Here is a 23935-nt window from a genome sequence, read left to right on the forward strand (position 1 = left end):
AAAAAGCCCCACTGTAAAAACAAGGTGCCTGACTTTTAGATGTGTGATATCTAATTTTTCTAGAGAGATTTCTGGACTACTCCAGCTTTTTAGTAATATAACTTTCGACAAAATAGCGTAAATTATAAAGGTTGCGTATTTGGTGAGATTATACCACCCAATCTCTCTGAAAAACAACACTGCTGTAGATAATGTCGTGTTAGAGTTATCTTAAATTAGGTTGCTTTCATTCTTATGTTGTATTAATGTAACTGAAAACACCTGCAACAGAACAGACCTCATTATTCGTGAATATCCGCAAGCTATCAGTCGTCTATGATTTCCATAAACTTTCTTGACTAAGTTGTGATAATCGAAGTTGCTTTCTATGAAGAAATTCATGCATCCATTCGTCTTTCTCCAGCTTGGTCAGTATATATTTACTCGTTATATTTTTTAACTGACGCAACCGATCGATCTCAGACTTTTTAAAGAAACCTTTTGCAGCATAGTCCATCACTAGCTCGTAATTAATACGTCCAGCACAAACTAAAGAATCCACACTTAATTGATCCAGTGCATCGATGACTTTAAGCTGCGGACTTGGGATCACTACATTCAAACTTCCAAAAGAAAGCTCTATTCGTTGAATTCCCTTGTTTATTTCTCGTACCGTGCCTTTCCGCAACGCATTCCACCGTTGTAATTCCTGATCATAAAAGAGGCGGATTCTTTTCCACTCCTCAATCAGCTGTACAATGTCTAGTTGTTTAATGGCTGTCTCAAAATCCCTTAACTCCCCAGCATCGATCCATAATGATTTTTTAGGTGAAAAACGTAAGTAAGGCTGTTTTAGAGTTGAAGGCTGTTCAAGCTTCTTTTGTTCCTCGGGTAGAAGTTTGTCCCATGAAATGTTTAAAACCAGAGGAAGCAATCCATAGCTATTCAAAAAATCGAACAGATTTCTCTTGTCTTCTTCATAGGTATGTACCGAGCAAAACGTTCCGACAACTCTCTGCTCTAACCATACCATGCGTTTCAAACCTAGACTCTCTTGATGATTCATCACACTATTACGTAATATCGCCAGCTTCTTTTCTCCCCGTTTTAGATTTTTATAGTTCCCCTCCTTAATAAACCGCTCAAGTTGATCTAAATACACTGGTACATCGCTCCTTGTATAAATGCATATCTGCGGTTATCAATTACTTGCTCTACAAAAAATGGGACCCTACTCGTTATTTTTTATGATCTGCTTAGCTAGTTTCATCAGTTGGACACTCTGTACATACTCATCCAAGTTAAGACCTTGCAATGACTCTCTTACAACAATTCTGCATTCTTCAAGCTCTTCAGAATCCGTTTCTAGGTAAATATGCTTCAAGTCAGTTGGGGTATATTGAATGCGAATATTCCACCCCCCGTCTCTTTGAGCAATCTCAAACCAACGTTCTCGTATGGCCTTGGAACACGTGTAATAAAGATGCTGATATTGGATACCCAAAGGTGTCACTGAAGCAAAATCATACATTTTCAAAGAATCTGATATCAGGGCCATCATCATTCCTCCCTTTAGCTTATATCTTTATTTATTGACAATAAGATTTTTTATATTCATTGCATAACTAAATATCCTAATGTCAATAATGTTGAATAGACTTCACCTTAGAAACGTACTCAACACTTCATTCAGGTAGAGTCAGCTTTCACACTGAGTTTCGTCTTTTAACCGAGTTTTGCGTATGATAAAACAACATTCCAAAAGGAGGAACTCCGGATTGTACTATTCAATCGTTCATAACAGTAGATACTGTGTGGTGTTAAGAGATGGGGTCGCTGAAGCATTAATCATGGAGCTTCCAACTGAAGCACTTGCGGACGAAGTCGCTTTTCAACTCCAAATAGCGTGGTACGATGGAGAGTCTTGTGGAAAGGATAAGATGAAAAAACAACTTGATCCAGATGGCTATCATTTAGAAATCAGTAACGCCATTAAACACATTAAGAATAAGAGTCAACGTGAGCGGAAACAACATCATGACGACATGGAAGAACAACGTAGATCGCAGCAAAAGGAAGTCAGACAACAAGTATTACGTTTGAAGAGATAATTTCCTATTGGGTCCGTCATTAAATCTCGAATGCTAAAAATAGCATTAATACATGCTTCTTGAAAGAAAATAAGGACAATCTCCCTTAGGAAATTGTCCCTGTACTGTATCGATTAAATTACTTGGATGGATAAAAACCTTTCAACACATCACGCATTTCTTGCTTGATATTGATATCCGGACGTTTTTCTTTGGCCAAGGCTTCCGCCTCTTCCACTGTGGTAGCCAAACCCAGCTCAAGTAACACTCCAGTTGCTACGGTTCCTGTACGATTCCGTCCACCGGCGCAATGGAAATACACGGTCTTCCCGCTGTTCACCGCTTCTTTAACAGCCTGAATAGCGGCTTGCACAGAAGCCTCCTGGCCAGTCTCATCTTCCACAATCGGATAATGATGACGCGTTACCTTTGCCGGAAATCCTTCTGCCTCTGTGCCGTTATCTCTCAGATCAAAAACATCTGAGATCTCTTGCTCTTGAAGTGCTTGGACCAATGCACTCTCTCCACCAATATATACTTTGTTTTCAACAAGCGTATGATAATTCGCCATCATCGTTGTCCTCCTATCGGCTTAACAGCAGCTGCTGCCGCCACTCATCGTTAGTCCTGCACCTTGCTCATCTTGAATGTATCCAAGGGTAAGTCCACTGACCTGGTCAGCCACCTGTGGGTCAACCGCCACCTCGACCTCATTGACTAGACTTACCGCATCGTTCTCTTGTGGCTTCTCAAGGGACAACTGGTAGCTGGGCCCACAGCATCCTGCTCCGGCATATCCAATACGCAAGGTAGACACTCCAGCTTCCTTCATCATCTTTTCAATAAATTCTCTCGCTTCATCGGTAATTGTCATTCTAGTACCTCCGGTATCTATTCCAAATTTGCTTCTCCGAGGGCTTTGAGCTGTTCATATCCTGTAATCTCATGGGGTACCCAGGGAATAATAACGGCATGTGCATCTGACATGTGGTTCACGCGGTTAATCCATTCCAGCTCCGCTTGGGCCCGTCCGTTCAGGACTGGATCTGTCGTTCCAGCAGCCGCCAAGCTTTGATTGATCGTCCACCACTTGACTGGAATCCCTGCCCGGTCCAGATCGCTCTCCAACCGTGACGCTTCATGCACTGGCGTTGCCTCCGCCAACGTTACAATAACGACACTCGTCTCCTTGGGATCACGCAGCCGGGGCAGCAGATGCTGCACAGAGGCCGGAATGACACCGGAAGAACGGGAGATTTCCTTGTGATACTCCTCTGTCGCATCCAGCAGTAACAGTGTGTGTCCGGTCGGAGCCGTATCAATCACTACGATCTCTTCTTCGGCTCGTTCTACTAGATCAGCAAATGCCCGAAATATGGCAATTTCTTCTGTACAAGGTGAACGCAAATCCTCTTCCAGGAAGGCTATCCCTTCCTCATCCAGAGCATCCGCATTCTCGCTCATCACCTGCGCCTGGTATCTCTCCAGTTCCAGCTTCGGATCTACCCGGCTAAGCGAGATCCGTTCAGTGGCTTCACCGAAAACATACTCCAAATGAGCGGCCGGATCTGTCGTGCTCAGATGGACACGGTGTCCCCGTTCAGCCAGCCCAACCGCAATGGCAGATGCGACCGTAGACTTCCCTACGCCCCCTTTGCCCATGGTGAAGATGACCCGGATGTTATCTGCCTCCAGATCCTGAATTAAGATGTCCAGTGGGGCCATCGCAAGCTTCTGATCTGCGGAAGCCGTAGCGGCAACAGCCGTACCTGAAGGGGACGATTGGAAAAACTCTCGCAAATGCTCAATCCCAGTCACGTTAAACGGAGCAAGAGGGATGGAGTAACTCGGAAGCTCTTGTAGTTCTTTAGGCATTCGCTCTAGCGCCTGCGCCTGCCTGTTATAGAAAGCTACCGCTACCCTATCTTCCACGGAATAGTGGGTCAATAAGCCGTTAATGACGAGCAGTTGATTCGCAATCCCCGTTCCTCTGAGTTCCGATGATGCACGTCCTGCTTCCACTAAAGGAGAGGCTTCCGGACGGGTGACCAAAATAAGTGTGGTCTGTTCTCCATCTGACAGCGTTTGAACCGCATCCCCATACAAAGCCTGCTTGGACTCCAAACCGGCCAGCGGTCCAAGACACGAGGCGCCGTGAGTGCTCTCCTCCAGGAACCCGCTCCAGGCCGAAGGCAATTGAAGCAGACGCAGCGTATGACCCGTAGGTGCGGTGTCAAACAGGATATGGTCGTACTGAGCTCTTACCTCTTTGTTTGTCAGCAAGGATGTGAATTCATCAAAGGCAGCAATCTCCACCGTACAGGCACCAGATAGCTGCTCCTCCATGGTTTGAATCACTGCATCTGGCAGAACGCCTCGGTAAGGATTGATAACCTTATCCTTATATTCTGCCGCAGCGGTTTCAGGGTCCAGATTGGCTACATCCAGATGAGGCACTCCCTCAATGGAGACGGGATGATTGGAAAGCTTCATATCAAAAACGTCCTGCAAATTGGAGGCAGGGTCGGTGCTCACAAGTAACACACGTTTGCCAGAGTCAGCCAGTGCTACTGCCGCTGCGCAAGCTGTTGACGTCTTGCCGACACCCCCCTTTCCTGTAAAGAATAGATAAGGTGTACGCAAGATCGTATGTGGATCGAACGGGATAGACATATTAGCCCTTCTTTCCATTATTATAATTTCGTCTTTATCTCCAGGCGTATCCGGGGCTTGGCGGTCAGTTCAGAAACAGCGATTCCTGTCCACTGCTCCCATTCTTCATTGGTAGGATAGCTTTGCTTCTTAACCACTTGTCCGTCTACAACAATAACAGGTAGGACCTTCGGTCCTTCATCGGTCAATAATTGTCTGACTATGACGTTCGATACAAAGGCGTCTGGCTCACTGGCCAGATTATATCTAGATACGCTCACTTCTTGCTTCTGCAAGTTATGAACGACTGAGGACGTGCGAATTAATTCAGGATCAACACCGGGCCCACATACGCCTGAGGAGCAGCACATGGCTGGATCATAGATCTCAATAGATTTCATACATAAGATCTCCTTCCTTGCACTCTTTTTAGAAAATAAGCCGGGATGGCTCCCGGCTGGACATTCTATTATTCGCCGGTTTCCGCAAATTGTTTAATGCGTTCCCCCACCTGATTACGAACCCGCTGGAAGACGGCCCACTTTTCTTCTTCCGTTCCCTCTGCTTTGGCCGGATCATCAAATCCCCAATGCTCACGGCGAACTTGTGGAGGTGTGATGGGACATTTATCGGCAGCATCTCCGCACAAGGTCACAACTAAATCGGCGCTGTTCAGCAAGACTGGATCTATAATATCCGAAGTTTGACTAGAAATATTGATACCTACTTCATTCATTGCTTGCACCGCTTTAGGATTAAGACCATGCGCTTCAATGCCCGCACTGTACACATTCCAACGGTCTCCCAAGTATTTTTTGGCCCATCCTTCTGCCATTTGACTCCGACAAGAATTACCAGTGCACAAAAAGTAAATTGTCTTTTTTTCCATCATAAACGTCTCCTTTAATGTTCAATTATGAAATAGCTAACCACAGATATAAGCCCAACAGGGTAATAAAAAGTGTAGGAATCGTTAAAACAATGCCTGTTTTAAAATAAGTTCCCCAAGAAATTTTCACGTTTTTTGAACTGAGCACATGTAGCCACAACAATGTGGCTAATGAACCGATCGGAGTTATTTTGGGTCCCAGATCCGATCCAATCACGTTAGCATATATCAATGCCTCTTTGACCATACCGGTTGTATGAGTGGCATCAATGGCAAGTGCATCAATCATGACCGTAGGCATGTTATTCATCACTGACGAGATAACCGCAGCGATAAAACCCATGCCCATGGTAGCCACAAACATACCTTGATCGGCAGCTGCTTGAATCACATGAGCCAGAAGATCCGTCAAACCGGCATTACGCAGGCCATACACCACAACATACATCCCGATGGAGAAAAATACGATAGCCCATGGAGCGCCCTTAATGACTTCTTTCATGGGTACCGCAGGGCTTCTTCTCGCCATCAATAAGAAAAAGATTGCAATAATGCCGGCTACCACGGAAACGGGAATGTTAAAAAATTCGCATGCAAAGTAGCCAACCAGCAGAATTGCGAGAACGATCCAGGACATGCGGAACATCTTTGGATCTTTAATCGCTTCTGCAGGCGTTATTAATTGTGCCGCATCAAACGTTTTTGGAATCCTTTTGCGGAAAAAAAGATACAGTACCCCTATACTAGCTGCTAAGGAAAACAAATTAGGGACGATCATGCGACTCGCATATTCCATAAAGGTGATCCCAAAAAAATCGGCTGATACAATATTCACCAGGTTGCTGACTACAAGTGGAAGCGACGTCGTGTCCGCAATAAATCCGCTCGCTATGATGAAAGGGAAAACCATTTTCTCATTAAATTTCAGTGCCCGAACCATCGCTAGAACAATCGGTGTCAAAATTAGGGCCGCTCCGTCATTCGCAAAAAAAGCAGCAACAACGGCGCCAAGAATGCTCACGTAAACAAACATCCGAGTCCCGCTTCCCCGCGCAGCTCGTGCCATGTGAAGCGCCGCCCATTCGAAGAAGCCGATTTTATCGAGCACTAACGAAATCAGAATGATGGCCACAAAAGCCAGTGTCGCATTCCAGACAATCTGAGTAACTTCCCAAACATCATGCAAATCGACTACACCCACCAGCAAGGCGAGTATTGCTCCGCCGCAGGCCGACCAGCCGATAGACAGATTTTTAGGCTGCCAGATCACCAACACTAAAGTAGCCAAAAATATAATGCATGCCAACAAAACCAATGATCAAAACCTCCATTACCCATGATATCCCTAGTGCTCCATCTTCTCGTTTTGCTACTTCCTCCCTTTCCACCTATCACCTTATAAACATGTACTTATATAAAGAAAACATTTATCCCCGCAAGGAGATAAACTGAACAACCTTTAGGAGGAGCAAGCTGGGGAATCCGGTCCACAAGATGCTATGGGTTCCTCTTTATTCATCCATTTTAATATTTGCTTAGAATCTGGCATACACTCAAGCACAGCTTGAATATGGGGCTTGTCGTCTACGTTTAAAGAATAGTATACCCACTGACTTCGTCTTTCTTCTTTTACGATCCCTTGCGACTTTAATTTTCTCAAATGTTGGCTAATGGCAGGCTGCGACATATCGAAGATATCTACAAATTCGCAAACACACCATTCTCTTTCTCTTAGAAGGGAAAGCATGGCCAAGCGGGTTTTATCCCCCAGTAGCTTTAAATGATCGGCTACATAACCAAGTTGCTCCAATGTGTAACCCCCTTTCGATTATATAAATGTATGCTTATATACTAATTGAGCTCCATTCTAAAATCAAGAATGAATATTACTTGCATTTTGCAAATATATAATGTATAACTAAGGCATGAGGTGAAATATACATGGAAAATACACGAGAGTTATTTCAAAACATGACACGCCGTTTAGGCTTACTAAACAAAAACTGTTGTACCGTGGGTGGACACGACATTTCACCAGTTCAAAGCCATATACTTTATGAAATTGACCGTCAGCATAAACCTTCCATGCAGCAAATTGCTGAAACCCTTGGAACAGACATCACAACATTCAGTAGACAGGTTCAGAGCTTGACCAAGATCAATCTGGTTGAGAAAACGCCGGACCCTAGCGATCGTAGAGTCTATACCCTGTCCCTCACCGTGGAAGGTAAATATGTAGCAACCACCATTGATGCACAAATGAATGAATACTTAAACGAAGTTTTTTCGTATTTGACTGATTTTGAAAAAGAAACCGTGATTCGATCTGTGAAACTTTTTAACGATGCCATGGCCCAATCCAGCAAATGTTGTTTTCCGGTAACAGGATAATACTCTCTTTCAATACTTGCATTTTACAAATTTAAATCCAATCATATGGAGGTTCTAATAATGTACGAAAACATTTACGCTGCGGAATACTTGATGAAAGCTCGCGAATTGGAAAAACAGCACCAATCTCAATCCGTATGGAAATGGTCAAATCCTAATCCTAAAAAAGGCCGTCGGTTGTCTTTTGACTTTTTTCTTCCCAATCCAGGGCAAACCTCTATCTGCTGCGCGCCTTGCTGCTAACTTAAACATAAGAGCTGTTCAATCCACCTATCCCATCCAATTAAAGGAGTGTTTTGATATGAATAAACTAACAAATGACCAAATCCGCCAAAATGTACGGAACCACTACCAACAGATTGCTGTTAAGGAAGTCAACCCCCCCGTAGCAGGCAGCTGCTGTGGATCTCCGTCAGATGCGGATAGCCTCTCATCGCAAATGGGTTATTCGACTGAGGAGTTAACAGCTGTACCTCAAGGAGCAAATCTCGGACTTGGCTGTGGTAACCCGCAAGCTATTGCAGAACTGAAAGCAGGAGAAGTTGTTCTTGATCTGGGCAGCGGCGGCGGATTTGATTGTTTTTTGGCTTCTCGCCAAGTAGGGAACACTGGCAAGGTCATCGGGGTTGATATGACTCCGGATATGATCAGCCGCGCCCGCAGTAACGCAGTCAAAGGAAATTTCACAAATACCGACTTTCGTCTAGGTGAAATCGAGCATCTACCAGTTGCGGATGGTAAAGTAAATGTTATTATTTCCAACTGCGTGATTAACCTTTCACCGGATAAACAGCAGGTGTTCAATGAAGCCTTTCGTGTTTTGCAATCTGGCGGCAGATTAGCGATTTCCGATATCATTACAACCACAGAACTTCCTCCTGAAATAAAAAACGATCTAAATGAGTTGTATTCCGGCTGTATTTCCGGCGCCTCCTCATTGGAAGAAGTAAAATCCATGCTGCAACAAAGTGGATTTACGAGTATTAGTATCGAACCTAAAGATGAATCCAAATCATTCATCAAGGATTGGGTGCCTGGCGCAAACGTGGACGATTATATTGTTTCCGCAGTTATAAAAGCCAAGAAAGCCTAATGTTTATGAGCGGGAGATCAGTATGCCAATATTAAACGTTCGAACAGCAACCTCAGAGGATTTAAACCGTATTCTGGACATTTACAATCAAGGAATTGAAGATCGGATAGCTACACTAGAGGCGGAAGCCAAGGACCTCGACTACATGGTTGACTGGTTTAGAGAACATCAAAATCGTTATACCATTTTGGTCGCAGAATCCGACGGGGTCGTGGTTGGCTGGGCTTCTTTGAATCGCTATTCTCATCGTTGTGCTTATGATGGCGTTGCAGACCTTTCAATTTACGTAGACCGAACCTTCCGCAGTAAAGGCGTTGGTAGTGCGCTTCATTCGGAATTAGAGAAAGAGGCCAAGAAAAACAATTTTTATAAGATCGTCCTGTTCACTTTCCCCTTTAATGAAAACGGTCAGATGCTTTATCGGAAGATCGGTTACCGTGAAGTCGGCGTTTTTGAAAAGCAAGGGGTTATGGACGGCCAATATATAGACGTTATGATTATGGAAAAATTGCTCTAGACTATAAAGATAGCAAGACCCGCTCAAAAAGGTCTTGCTATCTTTTCTTTAACAAAACATTGTGCGTTACCTAAAATGGAGCAAACAGTAATAATTTTAATTAGCGGTCATTCGTAAACGAGGAATATAACTTTATTGGGGTAGTACCAGCGAAGCTGACACACCCGCAAAGTAAATGGTAATTAAATGGGGAATTTATTTATGGCCTCATTGTACTTATGCTGGTCATCGGTGATTGCCAGTTTGGAATAGACTTTCAACTTTTCAACGACTTACGGCTATCGTGACCCGAATAAGGCTGTATGAGTGCGTCATCGACGTCCTGCTTTTTAAGCCAGGTCAACAGGAAATGTCTTAGCTTATGCGGCGACAGATTTTGTACAAGACCGGCTTCCTCCGAATATTTGGCTAATATCTTTCGTATTCCCCGATCCGTATATTTTTTCTTCCATGATGATTCGAACAGGTAAACCGCCTGGTTCTTTTTCATTGAATCATCGGCGTGCATGGCCAGCATTTCCTTGAACGATTGAGGGAAAGGGACAATGCGATCCTTGCTACCCTTGCCCTTATTAATCCGGATTTGGTAGTCGTGGAAATCAACATCGGGTAATTTGATATTGATCAGCTCGCTTACCCGAACGCCTATATATAGCAGCGTCTTGACGATCATCATGTCTTGAAAGTTCTTCGCTTGCCAAACCACATTGTAGTAACGCTTAAGCTCCTCTTCTGTGGGTACATAGGGGAGCTTCTTCGCTATTTTTTGAACCTCTACCTCCAGCTCTGCCCGAAGATGCTGAAACAGGCTTTTGAGATAGGCATAATCTGGCCGTTCTCCCCGCAGATACTTGGCCAACTCCTTGCTTTGCGACAGTCGTTTTCCCCTGTGACTACTACGCTGGTATTATCAGTTAAGCCTACCTGGGTTCCGGGCCGGGACGAAATAAAGTTTTTAATTAGATTTATCTATCTTTCAGCAGACATGGCACTTTCTTTTGTTTGATGAACTGTACCAAATGGATGCTCAGGCGGTGCGTAGATAACGTATATTTTAAGGGGTGTATTTCCTGTGTTAGTTAGATTATGCCATTTCCCAGCAGGTATCATAATTGCATAGTCATCATAGGCCATCATTTGAAAATCTAATTTGTCTTTCCTATTACCCATTTGAACAAGTCCCTGACCTTCTTCAATGCGTATGAATTGATCAGTTGTCGGATGGACTTCTAAACCGATATCATCGCCAACATTAATTCTCATCAGAGTCACTTGAAAATATTTCCCTGTCCATAAAGCGGTACGGTAAGTTTTGTTTTGCTTTGCTGCATGGTCAATATTCACTACAAATGGACTTTGGCCATAATCTCTTAATATTATTCTTCCATCGAGATTACTGGCGTTATTATACCAATTGTAATAATGAGGATTATAACCCCGATAGTTGTAGTTCCAGCTATTATACATAGGACAATGCCATTGATAATGATGGCATGATTTATGGTACATACCCATTCTCCTCTTATGATCAGTATTTACTTTTACCATATGCAACTGCCTATATAGGAGCGCAAAACCCTCAACAATGGGCAAGAGCCTAAATGATGACAAGACAAAAATACTTACAAACGGTTTCGTCCTTCGCTTAGCACTTCAAATTACTTTTAATTCCATCCACCTTGCGGGTGGTGTCAGCTTCGCTGGTACTACCCCTTATTGGGAGGAGATGATGAAAATTTAACAGAAGCCGATGACCCACTGCCTGGCAAGAAAGGCTTCGTCAGTTGAAAGTGATGGGAGTTACGTACCGGGAGAAGATACTAAACGTAAGTCGTGTTGAATCAGCGTATTTGGTGTTGCGAAATATGCCGGGAACATGATATTGTTGATGTGTACCATCATTAATGGAATGGAAATAACTAAATATATGTAATAAATGGAGGAGCCTGCACACAGCGGGCTCTTTTTGTCTTTTTTTGGGCACTCTAATCTTGTTCGTATTTACTACTCTCAAGGAGGTATTACATGTTTTTTTTTGACGATTCTCATCATTCTGCTTGCAACCAAAATTGCCGCAGATCTCAGCGTACGATTTGGACAGCCAGCTGTAGTCGGAAAACTGTTAATTGGGGTTGTGATCGGTCCTGCCATGTTGGGCGTGATTGAAACTTCAGAAATCATTGATGAAATGAGTGAAATAGGAGTTTTACTTTTAATGTTTATTGCCGGTCTGGAGACTGATATAGACGAGCTAAAACGTCCGTTCAAATCTTCAACAGCCGTCGCTTTAGGTGGCATCATCCTTCCCTTTTCAGGTGGGTACCTGGTTGGTATGGCCATTGGAATGGAGACCTCACACGCCATTTTTTTAGGATTGCTACTGTCCGCAACATCAGTCAGTATATCAGTTCAATCCTTAAAGGAACTCAAAATGCTGAAGAGCAGGGAAAGCACCACCATATTAGGCGCGGCGATCCTTGACGGACATAATAGTAGTAATTCTGCTTGCGTTCGTCATGAGTATTTATGGGGGAGAAGAACTCAACCTGACTCTTGTAATCAGCAAGAAATTTGTCTTCTTCGTCGTCGCTGGTTTGATGATCTGGAAGGGTGCAAAATGGTTTATGAAATGGTTGGCGCCGCTTCGTGTGACAGAGTCGGTGATAAGCGCTTGATTAATCGTCTGCTTTTTCTTGGCCTTTGTTGCTGAGAAGTTTGGTGTTGCCGGAATTATCTAAATAAATGAAATTTAACACTCGACTTATCAGATCATCATATCGTTCCAGCTAAGAGTGATAAACACGCCATGTCAGACACGATTCAGGGCTTAGCATATGTTTTTGTTAAAGTGTTGGCGGAGCCCCAAATAGGTGTTGGCAGTTGTTTGAGTAAATAAGGAATCCCACCAATATGATCTTAATGGCCATGAGTCAGGAACAATGCCTTAATGTTTTTTCGCTTTTGGAGAAGGTAACTTAAATCCGAAACAATATAATCAACGCCACTCATGTCCAAGTCCGGAAATTTGAGACCCGCATCAATGATAATGATTTTGATAATCAACTTAAAAAAACGAGACCTAAGCCAAAGGCCTAGATCCTGCTTAATTCAGTGTTTACTTTACAACCATTACTGGGCATTGAGCTCTCTTCACCACTTTATGACTGACACTTCCTAACACAAACTCTTGCAATGAGTTAAGACCGCGGCTCCCTATAATGAGTAAATCTACCTTTTTCTTTATCGAATACTCAACAATGGTTGGTCCAGGGTCACCGATCACAATAGTGATGTGATAATTCACATTTTTGTTTGCAAGTTCTTCTGTAACCGGCAGTAACTTTTGATTACGTTTAAACTCAATTTCTTCGTGGTTCTGTGAATGAAGAACCTCTTCCTTTACTTTTGATGGATCTACCGTAAACAAGACCTCAACGGTGGCTTCTTCAACAAGGGATGCCAATTTTGCAGCCTCACCTGCAGCACGAACCGAGTTTTTAGAACCGTCTGCAGCAAGCAAAATATGTTGATACATAAGAATCTCTCCTATTCTAATGTGATTTTAACTGTGCGTTGGAATCATGATAAACAGCTAATTTATTTATAATTTTCTCACTGGATGCATTAAGTCCTATTATGGTGACATGATTAGAATTGGTACGGTATCTAATAACTACTTTATCTACAGCGCCGACTCCTGAGTCATCCCAAATGTGAGCATCCGAAAAATCAATCACGATATCCTTATTTTTAATGTTAAAATCAAAAGCCTCCACAAAACTCTCAACGGAAACAAAGAAGAGCTGACCACTAATCTTATAGGTAACTTTATTTCCCGTGAAGTGACTTGTGACGCCTACTTTAGATATTTTAGCGGCAAAGAAGATGGCACTTAGAATAATTCCTGTAATGACACCAATCGCAAGATTATCGGTTACGACGACCACAATAACGGTAGCCAGCATGACGATGGCATCACTCAGAGGAGCCTTTCTTAAATAGGAGAAGGATGACCAATCAAAGGTTCCAATGGATACCATAATCATAATCCCGGCTAAGACTGGCATTGGAATCTGTACCACCAAGCCTCCTAGAACAATAATCAAAAACATTAAAAATAAACCTGCAACCAACGTCGACAATCTACCGCGTCCACCAGATTTAACATTAATAACAGACTGTCCGATCATAGCGCATCCCGCCATGCCGCCAAAGAAGCCTGTAATGATGTTTGCTATCCCCTGACCTCTAGCTTCTTTGTTTTTATTACTGTCGGTACTAGTCATGTCATCAACTATCGAAGATGTTAAGAGGGATTCAACCAATCCTACAATGGCCAAAGAAATCGAGTAAGGAAAAATGATCTTGAGTGTCTCGAAATTAAATGGGACATTTGGAAGCAGGAACGTTGGTAAGGATTGGGTTATCGTCCCCAAGTCTCCCACGGTACCCAAATCCCATTTTCCCCAGATAGCGGCCGCCGTCAACACAATTATTGCGATTAACGGAGCAGGTATGGCTTTGAAAAAGCGTGGTAATACATATACAATAATTAAAGTTACGGCAACAAACACATAGGTAAGAGTGGAAATGCCAAAAAAATGAGGAATTTGAGCCATAAATATAAGAATGGCCAGCGCATTAACAAAACCGATCATGACCGCTCTAGGAATAAATTTCATGAGTTTGGCAATTTTAAACACACCGAAGAGCAATTGTATGATCCCTGTTAAGATAGTAGCTGCCAACAAGTATTGAAGCCCATGCTCTTTCACAAGAGGAATCATGAGTAGTGCCATGGCACCAGTAGCTGCGGAAATCATGGCCGGGCGCCCGCCAATAAATGATATGATTACGGCGATACAAAACGAGGCGTATAGACCAACCATTGGATCGACTCCGGCGATAATGGAGAAAGATATCGCTTCAGGAATTAGTGCCAATGCCACCACAATACCTGCCAAGAGATCGCCTCTTATGTTTGAAAACCATTGCTGTTTAATTGTACTAAGCACGTTTTACCTTCACTCCTCGTTTTATCTTTTTTTATTTTATCCGTTTGCCAATTAGCTTTGGGGCACAGCACTGCCCCCATGCCTTTTGACACATAGGTACTCTTCTGCACTTATAAAGGTATCTAATTTATTCAAAGTATATACAGAAAAAGACTTTGTCATCCACTTGGGTTTTTTATACTCCTGCTTCGTGCCACTTAAAATGGCGGGAAGTATTATGTAAGTGATATTATCACGAAAAGCACCAAAATGGAACCCTTTTTGGTACTTTATTGTGCTACTATTTAGGTAAGCCATAAAGTGAGTTAGGAGATTTGTTATGCTAATTGGGTATATGAGACCATACCAAGATGATATAAATTGTACAAATCAGCTAAAAGAGCTAAAGAAAATTCCTTGCGACTTATATCACTCAGAGGAACACGCCTCTCCAAAAAAAAGAGTAATTCTTCAAAACATGATGAACCAGCTTCAATCAGGAGACACTGTAGTTGTAACCAGACTTTTTTCTATCGCCGACTCGACAAGACACCTTGCTGAATTGTTAGACCAAATAAATGAGCAGCAAGCTTTCTTGTTTTCCCTTCACGAAAAAATTGATACCAGAGAATTAGCTGGTCAGTTATTTTACGGAAACGTAAAATCTCTGCTGAATTTCCAGAGTGATATTATTAGTGAAAATACAAGAAAGGGTATATACGAGGCTAAAGAAAAGGGGACAAGACTGGGACGTCCCCGAAAGCTTGACGAAAATGTAAAAAAGGCTATTCACATGTATGAAAGTAAAGAATATAGCCTTGCGCAGATACGTGAGGAAACAGGGATCAGTAAAACCACACTATACCGATATTTAGAGAATTAATTAAAAAAAGACAGCCGTTCTGGATACGGCTATCTTTCTAAGCATTAAACCGTCCAGTCCATTATCTTAACGTCTAAAGCTTTATTCCAATATCAGTGTGCGCTTATTCCCGTAATAATTGATGCTCCGTTTTTATTTTGACATGATGTACATATCAGGTAGCGCCTATTTTGTACATCAAATGATTTAGGAAGATGGTTTTTAAACTTTTCGAGTCTACATGGAGCGTGCCGCTTTCTTCATCCTTCCTTGCCATTTTTTCTTTACCATGCAATTTTGATCTTTCTTGGGGAATGGTCTGGTATCAGACCATAAAGCAAAGAAGCTAAGGATGAGCAACTAACATCGCCCAACATATGCCAGCATCAGAAAGCAAAGCAAGGCAGTTCGTGATTAACCTCCAAAAAATTCTAAGACCATAATCCCCGATGTAATCACGAGGGCAAATCCTTTCTTCTCATTTAGTGTGTGGGAATGATTATTATTTCCATCTATAAAAAAACTCTTTTGCCATTATTGTGAACGGGGGTGGAACTCTTTTTCCTGTACGAATCCGACATCTTCATTCACGCCAAGAACCAGATTACTGCCCGATATGGCAAAGAAGGCGGTTTTTTGTACGCTGTAAATGCCACTGATATTCATCTCGCCTTGTTTTGCTTCTTTAATATCCTCAACAGGAACGAGATTCCCAAAGTTGATTATCGGCAATCGGTTGAACAATATTCGTGCCTATTGAGATATACCCCTATTATATAAGAGTTCATTCAAGAGAAATTGAATCCATAATACTGATCGAAAGTTTCAGAAAATTTATTTACGGATGAAATTCAAATACCCAGCTTGCATATAGCAAGCTGGGTTAGTCATCTCCACTTCTCGTTAAAAAAACTGAGTTCTCTTTAGCTACTTCATCCTTTTAGATATTGGGTTATCTTCTTTTGTTTTCAGTAAGTCCCATATGTTTCCGTATAGATCCCTAAATACTGCCACCAATCCATATGATTGTTCCTTTGGCTCTCTGACAAACTCTATTCCTTTTGAAATCATTTCTTTATAATCTCTCCAGAAGTCATCAGTGTTTAAAAAAAGAAAAACCTTCCACCTGATTGCTTCCCTATGATCGACTCTTGCTCAGGTTTTGAAGCTCTAGCAACTAAGAGGGTTGTCCCAATGGAATCAGAGGAGATACGACGACCCATCGCTTATCTTGTTCGGGCTGATAAATATCTTCAACTAACGTAAAGTTTAGCTTTTTAGTATAAAATTCTATTGCTTCGTCATAATCTTTCACAACTAGAGCAATATGAACAATGGATTGAATCATATTTCTCCCCCACTTCCTACGCATTAATTTACTCTACATATCCATTTACTTCTATTGTTTAGTCTATGTCAATGCTCTTCAAATTTAGAGTAACATATTTCTAATTCCTTACATCCACGACACTGAGTGTATAGCTGAACCGTGCCTTTTGCTTGAATGACCTATTAACAAGAGTGATTTGATCCAATTCGCCATAATTCTCTGTAATTCGAATCGTTAATTGATGTTCACCAGCAGGGAGATCATAGTATGGGGTATCTCCATTCCAGGGTGGAGCAAGCCATGTCCCTCCATCCGGATTAAAGGAGTTGTGGCTCAGTCTTATTTCACTCTCCTCAATTTTTATCTTCAGTAAATAAGTACCTTCATTTCTAAAACGTATATAAGCTGATGGTCCTCCGCTCCATTGAGTTCCCAACATACCCATTCCGTGTAAGGAGACAAATGAAGTATCTCCAAATGGATTAAATTCCATTTTTGTTTTCCCTCCCTCGGGGATTAGGGGTATCTTCGCGGAGACTCTTAACGGTAGCTAGGGTTGTCCCTTCAGGAATTGAAATTAAGTGGCTCTTGGATACCCCGATCAGTTGGGAGGTATAGATACCGGTATGTCCGGAAAATAAAAAACTCACCATACAGGCAATAAACATATAGATTCCACCGCTTGAACCGAATAATTCAATTCCCATGATAAAACAGGCAATTGGCGTATTGGTTGCTCCGCAGAATACTGCGATAAATCCAAGTGAGGCCAAGAAAGGCCCATACAGGTGCAAAACTCCGGCCAAGCTATTTCCTAACATGGCTCCTATAGCGAATAAAGGCGTAACCTCCCCACCCTGATAACCTGTTCCAAGCGTAAAGACAGTAAAAATAAGCTTCCACAAGAATGCAAACGGTGGAACTTCTGTCTGAAAAGAGTCGCTGATCAGCGGAATCCCAAGACCTAAATAATCCCTAGAGCCTGCAACATAAACTAGAACGATAATAATAAATCCACCTACAGCACTCTTCAACATAGGATTTACAAAGATGGAGGTAAAAGTTCGCTTTAAAAAATGGGTCAACTCGCTGAACAAAATACTGACTAAACCAAACAATATCGAAGCTATGATTACTTTAACAACAACCAGAGCATCTATTGCCGGGAAAACATCAACCTGATAATGGGTATGATGAACTGCCCATAAACGTGTCGTCACCAGATCGCCAACGAAACTAGCCGCGAAGCAAGGCAACAGCGCTTTATGACTAATTAATCCTATGGCAATAACCTCAAGTCCGAAGATCGTACCAGCTAACGGAGTGCCAAATATGGAGCCAAAACCACCGCTAATCCCACACATTAGAAGAATTTTTCGATCCAGTGGGCTAATCTTAATCATCTTTCCAAACCATTCGGCCAAGCTTCCGCCCATTTGCACTGCTGTTCCTTCTCGGCCGGCTGAACCACCAAAGAGATGAGTAACGAGTGTGCCAAACAGAACCAAGGGGGCCATCCGAAGTGGAATAGTCTCCTTCCCTTCACCGATTTGTTCCAGAATCAGATTATTACCTTTAGAGCTATTTTTGCCGTAACGCATGTATAAATAGCTTACCAGTGCCCCTCCCATCGGCAGTAGGAAAAGCAACCATTCATGCTCCAGACGAACGTCCGTTACATAGTCCAAGCTTTTGAGAAAAAAAGCTGAGGCTGTTCCTGACAAAATGCCGACAATACTGCCCAGCACAATCCATTTAATAAAAGTGCTCCAAAGCGCAAGGTGAGACCTCCCTTCTGCCAGCATCATCCATTTTGCATACACCTTTTTTTTCATTATTTAGCCCCCGTTTTAAAATGAGTCCCTAAAACAAAACAGACCCCTACCAGTAGAAATAACTGGTAGGAGTCATTAGTCTCAAGAGACGGTTTTGGCGAACTCCATCGCCTTATCGAATTAAATTAATCATAAAGGTTACTAAATCAAAAGTCAATGTTCCTTACCAAAGTCAGCTAACATCAACCAGCGCTCTCAGCAGCACATCTTATGATGATCCTTCAAGTAAGGATATCAACGCCCTGTTGATCCTAGACGTTGCCATGATTTCGCTGTCTACCTTTAAAAAGGGGAAGATGCGCTACTCAATCACCCCTGTTTTGCTCAATGCATGTGGGAACTGGGAGTTCTCATGTTAATGGCGAAGAACTTCGTTACGCGCCATAGCGGTAAACACTTGAATTTTAATCTGTCGTAGTGTGTTGCGGTATACAACGCTATTTTCAATAAGTAGTTGGTTCAATTGCGCTTCTTTTCTCATTGCTTCACGCACATCTGTTTTCACAAGTTCCATTATAGCTTCTTCCAACTTTCTCGCTCCCGTCCTCGCTTCAGATACAATTACCTTACTAGATTTATATTGATATCCTTGTGCCCATCTCAATCGGATAATCATATGTCTAATGTGGACTTAAATCATAACTACAGAAGACTTTGCGATACCGAGAACCCCTTCATGGTTCCTCCAGGGTTCATTTATCTCTATACCGCTTTAACTTTAAATTTACGATCTCCTCAATTTCCTGTTTGTCACCCAGGTCTAACCTTCGAAACCCTGAGATTAATTTTGATTCAAGATCATCTAATTTAACGTGAAATAATCCGCTATAAGAAATTACCGCCTCATCAAGTAACAACCAATCTAAATCAACATCGAAATTTAGTTTTAGGGCGATTACGGTTTCTAAGGATGGTTTGTACTTATCTTTTTCCAATTCACTTAATGTCCCCTGAGAAATACCAATAGTTGATGAAAAGTCAGTTTGATTAAGCTTATTTAGTTTCCTTATGCTCTTTATCTTTTCACCCAAAGTTTTCATTACTTCACCATCCATCCATTAAATACATAAAAATACTTAATTTATTAATATTATATCTATAACGGAAAATTTGTTGCACCGAGAGATAAAAACATTTTTTTGACTAGTCTTCTCATACTGTTTTCAACAGTTGCTTGAAATTATCCTGCTTCAATTACTTGAGAGAAACCAATACAGGAACAGGTTCTAATTCCTTTGAGTTGTTATCATGCAATTATACTCGTTCTATTTGAACCAAAGCAGTCGCTTCCTGAATTTAATAAAAAAGCCCGATGATACTTGCTCATCGGGCTTTTGTAAAAAACTTACTAAGAAGTTATATTCTTAATATTTGTCATTAATAATTAGTACACAACTTTATTGTCTATTTCTCGATTAGTACACAACTTTATTGTTCAGTACACAACTTTATTGTCTGTAGACAAATTAATTTAGAATTTTACTAAAGCTTATTCTACGGTAACACTTTTCGCCAGGTTACGTGGTTTATCAACATCATGACCCAGCGCAAGAGAAGCGTAGTAAGCCAACAGTTGGAGAGATACAACCGAAATTGCAGCAGACAGAATTGGAAGTGTTTTCGGAATGGCAAATACCTGATCCACGGACTTCAACAACTCAACTGCGTGCTCTTCGTACGTAATCGCAAGAACATCTGCACCACGAGCCTTGACTTCCTTAATGTTGCTCACGGTTTTCTCCAACACGGATTCCTGTGTTACCAAAGCGATAACTGGAATTCCCTCTTCGATCAATGCCAGTGTACCATGCTTCAGCTCACCAGCAGCATATGCCTCGGAATGAATGTAGGAGATTTCCTTGAGCTTCAGGGAGCCTTCCTGTACTACAGCATAGTCCTGACCGCGACCAATAAAGAACAGGTGCTTGTGGCTTGCAATTTGCTCAGCATAGGATTTGATCGCATCTGCTTTACCCAGCATCTCTTCCACTTGCTCTGGCAGAGATTCCATAGCAGCCAGCACATGGGCTACTTGCTCATCTGTTTGTGTGCCACGCACTTGAGCGAGATACAAACCAAACAGATAGAACGCAATCAACTGCGAAGAATAGGCTTTAGTGGAGGCTACGGCAATTTCCGGTCCTGCCAGTGTAACCAACACATCATCTGCATCACGAGCGATGGAGCTACCGACTACGTTTGTAATCGCCAGTACATGAGCGCCGTTTGCTTGTGCTTCACGCAGTGCTGCCAACGTGTCAGCAGTTTCACCGGATTGGCTCACCACGATCACCAATGTCTCAGGCGTTACGATTGGTGAACGATAACGGTATTCGGAAGCCACATCATTTTCTACCGGTATACGAGCCAGACTTTCAATAACGGTACGACCAATCAAACCAGCATTGTAAGCTGTACCACACGCAACAATTTGAATGTTGCGGATATTTTTAATTTGTTCTTCTGTCAGCTTCAGCTCAGGAAGAACAACTTTTTTAGTATCTTTATCGATACGGCCCAACATTGTGTCACGATAAGCCTTAGGCTGCTCGTGAATTTCTTTCAGCATGAAATGCTCATAGCCGCCTTTTTCCGCTGTTACAGCATCCCATTCGACATGAATCATTTCCCGAGAAATAAATTGGCCTTCGATTGTCATTAATTCGACAGCATCACTGGTCAAAACAGCCATTTCGCCATCGTTCAAAATAAATACATTGCGTGTATATTTCAGAATAGCCGGAATGTCGGAACCGATAAAGTTCTCGCCTTCTCCCACACCAATAACCAGCGGGCTAGCTTGACGAACAGCAACCAGCTTATTAGGCTCATGCTCTGTCAGCACACCCAGTGCAAAAGCACCGCGCATAAAGGTAATTGCTTTTTGTACTGCTTTAACGATATCCCCTTTATATTCACGCGCAACCAGATGGGAAATAACTTCGGTGTCCGTTTCGGAAATAAAGGTATGACCTTCGCTGATCAGCTGCTCCTTCAGCTCCAGATAGTTCTCAATAATTCCGTTGTGAACTACAGAGAACTTTTGGCTCTCATCCAAATGTGGATGGGAGTTTTCATCAGAAGGCTTACCGTGCGTTGCCCAACGTGTATGTCCGATGCCTGCATGGCCTACCAACGGCGTACCATCCAGTTTAGCTTCCAGATTCGCCAGACGACCTTTAGCCTTGGCTACTTGCAATCCTGAATCAGTAAACACGGCAATACCCGCAGAGTCATAACCGCGATACTCCAGCTTCTTCAATCCGTCAATCAATACCTCTTGCGTATTCTGATTACCAATATATCCTACAATGCCACACATATTCGTTATCCTCCCGATCATCATTTCACAAGACGACTCATCACAGGACTAACGTGTGCGGTAGATTGTGGAATAAAGTTCATTCATCTATGAAGTTGTCAATGATAACTATAGAATTTACAGGCATCTCTTCACGAATGTAACGAAATTCCCAAACCGCGCACGCCAATGATGATGGCCGCACATTCATGAAATGAATCTTATAATTTAGGTTATAAAATAATAAAGGCATCTACCGGTGCGTTGTGTAAACAGTTGCCTGTTCATTTTCCGCTGCCGGTTTACGGCTTGATGCTTCACCGGAAGGTCCCCGCCGAATGTTTCGAACACCTTCACCTCGTCAGCTTGTTTTGTCGTGAACCGATCTGCAAGCAACTTTATTTCAACTGAATCCGTTGCTTCTCCACCAAGTTCCCCCGCACAAAATCAAGCTCTGGCGCTTGTATTACGTTACCTTACAACCCTCGCTTTCTCTATCTGAGTCACAGCATCCCTATATTATATTCAGCTAAGTATCATTTGGCAATGACACTTTATTCATAATTACACCATGAAGGCAATAAATCGTTAGTAAATAACCGCAAACGCCGTTGCCTGCTTCTTTTTCACAGGCAACCGACGTTTACAAAATTTTAAACTAATTCTTTCTTCACGACATCTACGATCTGACCGACAAATTGCTCCAGCTCATCTTTATCCGGGCCTTCGGCCATCACACGAATGAGCGATTCTGTGCCTGAAGCACGAACCAGTACACGCCCATTATCGCCCAATTGTTGTTCCACCTGCTCAATTGCTTCTGCAATAGCAGGATTCCCCTCGTAATTGCGTTTGTCCTGCACACGCACATTTACGAGCACTTGCGGATACTGTTTCATGAGCGACTTTAGCTCACTCATTTTCTTGCCGGAAGCTTTCAAGGTATCTACCAGTTGAATCCCAGTCAGCATGCCATCGCCTGTCGTATTGTGATCCAGAAAAATAACATGACCAGACTGCTCACCGCCTAGGTTAAATCCACCCCGACGCATTTCTTCCATCACATAACGGTCCCCGACCGCAGTTTTTGCAGTCTTGAGTGCCAGCTTTTCAGTAGCTTTATAAAAACCGATATTACTCATCACTGTCGATACAATAGTACTGTCCTTGAGTTTTCCAGCGCGGTTCATTGCATCTCCGCAAATGCAGAGAATATAGTCGCCGTCTACCTCTTCCCCGTTCTCATCAATTGCGATCAGACGGTCGGCATCGCCGTCAAAGGCCAGACCAATATCCGCTTTCAAGCGACGCACTTCCTCTTTCAGCTTTTCAGGATGAGTCGAGCCGCAATGATCATTGATGTTCAAACCGTTCGGCTCGGCACCGATAGTGTGTACCTCAGCTCCCAGTTCTGCAAAAAGCTTCGGCGCCAGCTCATAAGCTGCTCCGTTTGCACAATCCAGTACAATTTTTAACCCTTCAAAAGAATGGCTAATTGTTGTTTTCAAGAACTCCAGATAATCGTAACGAGAATGCTCGTCTACAACAACCGTTCCCAATCCGCCGCCAATCGGACGAGGCAGTTGGTCTTCTTTTGCATCCATGAGCTCTTCAATTTTCAATTCCGTTTCGTCTGTCAATTTAAAACCGTCACCGCCAAAAAACTTAATGCCGTTGTCTTCAACTGGATTGTGTGATGCTGAGATCATTACACCAGCGTCAGCTTTCAATTGACGTGTGAGATATGCCACCCCAGGTGTCGAAACAATACCTAGACGAACCACATTAGCCCCAATGGACAGCAAACCAGCTACAAGAGCCGATTCCAGCATCAGTCCGGATATCCGTGTATCCATACCAATAACAACTGTCGGTTTCTCTACATTACCTGCTAAAACATATCCGCCGCAGCGGCCAATGCTATATGCCAGTTCGGCTGTAAGTTCCTGATTAGCAACGCCTCGTACACCATCTGTACCAAAATATTTCCCCATGTAAAATG

General features: G+C 42.6%; 26 protein-coding genes, 2 pseudogenes and 1 riboswitch. Of the genes and pseudogenes, 7 read left to right on the plus strand and 21 right to left on the minus strand.

The features are described 5' to 3' along the window. Positions 1-313: 313 nt before the first annotated feature. Positions 314-1141, minus strand: coding sequence for a hypothetical protein (locus tag ACYCS5_RS11050; RefSeq protein ID WP_459761049.1), 828 nt, complete (start codon positions 1139-1141; stop codon positions 314-316). A gap of 69 nt (positions 1142-1210) precedes the next feature. Continuing rightward, positions 1211-1537 (minus strand): hypothetical protein, encoded by a 327-nt coding sequence (locus ACYCS5_RS11055; RefSeq protein WP_459761050.1) that lies wholly within the window; start codon positions 1535-1537, stop codon positions 1211-1213. Between the two features lie 220 nt (positions 1538-1757). Here ACYCS5_RS11055 and ACYCS5_RS11060 point away from each other — a divergent pair, with 220 nt between their 5' ends. Continuing rightward, the gene (locus tag ACYCS5_RS11060) at positions 1758-2090 is read left to right on the plus strand and encodes a hypothetical protein (protein WP_459761051.1); all 333 of its coding nucleotides are present in this window, start codon (positions 1758-1760) and stop codon (positions 2088-2090) included. Between the two features lie 118 nt (positions 2091-2208). On the opposite strand, the gene ACYCS5_RS11065 is transcribed toward ACYCS5_RS11060, so the two are convergent. The 7 genes from ACYCS5_RS11065 to ACYCS5_RS11095 all read right to left on the minus strand — a co-directional run bounded on the left by ACYCS5_RS11065 (position 2209) and on the right by ACYCS5_RS11095 (position 7420). Further along, entirely contained in the window at positions 2209-2640 is a 432-nt protein-coding gene (locus tag ACYCS5_RS11065) for a protein-tyrosine phosphatase family protein (RefSeq protein WP_459761308.1), read from the minus strand. Positions 2641-2661: 21 nt separating this feature from the next. Beyond that, the gene (locus ACYCS5_RS11070) at positions 2662-2943 is read right to left on the minus strand and encodes a HesB/IscA family protein (protein WP_134912428.1); all 282 of its coding nucleotides are present in this window, start codon (positions 2941-2943) and stop codon (positions 2662-2664) included. Positions 2944-2960: 17 nt separating this feature from the next. Further along, on the minus strand, positions 2961-4742 hold the full coding sequence (arsA, locus tag ACYCS5_RS11075) for an arsenical pump-driving ATPase (RefSeq protein ID WP_459761052.1): 1782 nt from the start codon (positions 4740-4742) through the stop codon (positions 2961-2963). A 20-nt stretch (positions 4743-4762) separates the two neighbouring features. Then, a complete protein-coding gene (arsD, locus tag ACYCS5_RS11080) occupies positions 4763-5122 on the minus strand; it encodes an arsenite efflux transporter metallochaperone ArsD (RefSeq protein WP_459761053.1) in 360 nt (119 codons plus the stop codon). Between the two features lie 68 nt (positions 5123-5190). Then, entirely contained in the window at positions 5191-5610 is a 420-nt protein-coding gene (gene arsC, locus ACYCS5_RS11085) for an arsenate reductase (thioredoxin) (protein WP_459761054.1), read from the minus strand. Positions 5611-5635: 25 nt separating this feature from the next. Continuing rightward, positions 5636-6925 carry an arsenic transporter gene (locus ACYCS5_RS11090; protein WP_459761055.1) on the minus strand — a complete coding sequence of 430 codons (1290 nt, stop codon included), beginning with the start codon at positions 6923-6925 and terminating at the stop codon, positions 5636-5638. A gap of 144 nt (positions 6926-7069) precedes the next feature. Further along, the gene (locus ACYCS5_RS11095) at positions 7070-7420 is read right to left on the minus strand and encodes an ArsR/SmtB family transcription factor (protein ID WP_134912418.1); all 351 of its coding nucleotides are present in this window, start codon (positions 7418-7420) and stop codon (positions 7070-7072) included. A gap of 131 nt (positions 7421-7551) precedes the next feature. On the opposite strand from ACYCS5_RS11095, the gene ACYCS5_RS11100 reads away from it, so the two are divergent. Genes ACYCS5_RS11100 through ACYCS5_RS11115 form a run of 4 tightly spaced genes read left to right on the plus strand, consistent with a single transcriptional unit; the run spans position 7552 to position 9611 of the window. Continuing rightward, positions 7552-8001, plus strand: a complete 450-nt coding sequence (locus ACYCS5_RS11100) for a MarR family winged helix-turn-helix transcriptional regulator (RefSeq protein ID WP_459761056.1) — start codon at positions 7552-7554, stop codon at positions 7999-8001. Positions 8002-8061: 60 nt separating this feature from the next. After that, positions 8062-8244 (plus strand): hypothetical protein, encoded by a 183-nt coding sequence (locus tag ACYCS5_RS11105; RefSeq protein WP_459761057.1) that lies wholly within the window; start codon positions 8062-8064, stop codon positions 8242-8244. A 58-nt stretch (positions 8245-8302) separates the two neighbouring features. Further along, the gene (locus tag ACYCS5_RS11110; protein WP_459761058.1) at positions 8303-9094 is read left to right on the plus strand and encodes an arsenite methyltransferase; all 792 of its coding nucleotides are present in this window, start codon (positions 8303-8305) and stop codon (positions 9092-9094) included. Positions 9095-9116: 22 nt separating this feature from the next. Next, a complete protein-coding gene (locus tag ACYCS5_RS11115) occupies positions 9117-9611 on the plus strand; it encodes an arsinothricin resistance N-acetyltransferase ArsN1 family A (protein WP_459761059.1) in 495 nt (164 codons plus the stop codon). Between the two features lie 256 nt (positions 9612-9867). On the opposite strand, the gene ACYCS5_RS11120 is transcribed toward ACYCS5_RS11115, so the two are convergent. Next, positions 9868-10470: a tyrosine-type recombinase/integrase gene (locus tag ACYCS5_RS11120; RefSeq protein WP_459761060.1), complete on the minus strand. Its 603-nt coding sequence runs from the start codon at positions 10468-10470 to the stop codon at positions 9868-9870. 110 nt (positions 10471-10580) lie between these two features. After that, complete coding sequence (locus ACYCS5_RS11125) at positions 10581-11120, minus strand: cupin domain-containing protein (protein ID WP_459761309.1); 540 nt, start codon at positions 11118-11120, stop codon at positions 10581-10583. Between the two features lie 427 nt (positions 11121-11547). On the opposite strand from ACYCS5_RS11125, the pseudogene ACYCS5_RS11130 reads away from it, so the two are divergent. After that, positions 11548-12346: pseudogene (locus ACYCS5_RS11130) on the plus strand (cation:proton antiporter); the annotation flags it as partial. A 380-nt stretch (positions 12347-12726) separates the two neighbouring features. Here ACYCS5_RS11130 and ACYCS5_RS11135 read toward each other — a convergent pair. Together ACYCS5_RS11135 and ACYCS5_RS11140 are read right to left on the minus strand one after the other, a co-directional pair. Continuing rightward, complete coding sequence (locus ACYCS5_RS11135; RefSeq protein WP_459761063.1) at positions 12727-13146, minus strand: universal stress protein; 420 nt, start codon at positions 13144-13146, stop codon at positions 12727-12729. 16 nt (positions 13147-13162) lie between these two features. Further along, positions 13163-14626: a SulP family inorganic anion transporter gene (locus tag ACYCS5_RS11140; protein WP_459761064.1), complete on the minus strand. Its 1464-nt coding sequence runs from the start codon at positions 14624-14626 to the stop codon at positions 13163-13165. A gap of 319 nt (positions 14627-14945) precedes the next feature. Between ACYCS5_RS11140 and ACYCS5_RS11145 the strand changes: the two genes are divergently transcribed. Beyond that, on the plus strand, positions 14946-15488 hold the full coding sequence (locus ACYCS5_RS11145) for a recombinase family protein (RefSeq protein ID WP_459761065.1): 543 nt from the start codon (positions 14946-14948) through the stop codon (positions 15486-15488). 513 nt (positions 15489-16001) lie between these two features. Here the strand turns inward: ACYCS5_RS11145 and ACYCS5_RS11150 are convergent. From ACYCS5_RS11150 to glmM, 8 genes and pseudogenes are all read right to left on the minus strand, one after another. After that, on the minus strand, positions 16002-16199 hold the full coding sequence (locus tag ACYCS5_RS11150) for a hypothetical protein (RefSeq protein WP_459761367.1): 198 nt from the start codon (positions 16197-16199) through the stop codon (positions 16002-16004). Between the two features lie 195 nt (positions 16200-16394). After that, positions 16395-16815, minus strand: a pseudogene (locus ACYCS5_RS11155) (VOC family protein). A 100-nt stretch (positions 16816-16915) separates the two neighbouring features. Beyond that, the gene (locus ACYCS5_RS11160) at positions 16916-17290 is read right to left on the minus strand and encodes a hypothetical protein (RefSeq protein ID WP_459761066.1); all 375 of its coding nucleotides are present in this window, start codon (positions 17288-17290) and stop codon (positions 16916-16918) included. Continuing rightward, on the minus strand, positions 17280-18632 hold the full coding sequence (locus tag ACYCS5_RS11165; protein ID WP_459761067.1) for a voltage-gated chloride channel family protein: 1353 nt from the start codon (positions 18630-18632) through the stop codon (positions 17280-17282). The genes ACYCS5_RS11160 and ACYCS5_RS11165 overlap by 11 nt, the downstream gene beginning before the upstream one ends. A gap of 59 nt (positions 18633-18691) precedes the next feature. After that, positions 18692-18753, minus strand: a riboswitch (Fluoride riboswitch). A 234-nt stretch (positions 18754-18987) separates the two neighbouring features. Then, on the minus strand, positions 18988-19161 hold the full coding sequence (locus tag ACYCS5_RS11170; protein ID WP_459761068.1) for a hypothetical protein: 174 nt from the start codon (positions 19159-19161) through the stop codon (positions 18988-18990). A gap of 163 nt (positions 19162-19324) precedes the next feature. Continuing rightward, positions 19325-19672 (minus strand): helix-turn-helix transcriptional regulator, encoded by a 348-nt coding sequence (locus ACYCS5_RS11175; protein ID WP_459761069.1) that lies wholly within the window; start codon positions 19670-19672, stop codon positions 19325-19327. Between the two features lie 449 nt (positions 19673-20121). Then, positions 20122-21954, minus strand: a complete 1833-nt coding sequence (gene glmS, locus ACYCS5_RS11180; protein WP_029516807.1) for a glutamine--fructose-6-phosphate transaminase (isomerizing) — start codon at positions 21952-21954, stop codon at positions 20122-20124. 632 nt (positions 21955-22586) lie between these two features. Beyond that, positions 22587-23927, minus strand: a complete 1341-nt coding sequence (glmM, locus tag ACYCS5_RS11185) for a phosphoglucosamine mutase (RefSeq protein ID WP_013312125.1) — start codon at positions 23925-23927, stop codon at positions 22587-22589. Positions 23928-23935 lie beyond the last annotated feature (8 nt).

The sequence above is a fragment of the Paenibacillus sp. SEL3 genome, from assembly GCF_054602585.1.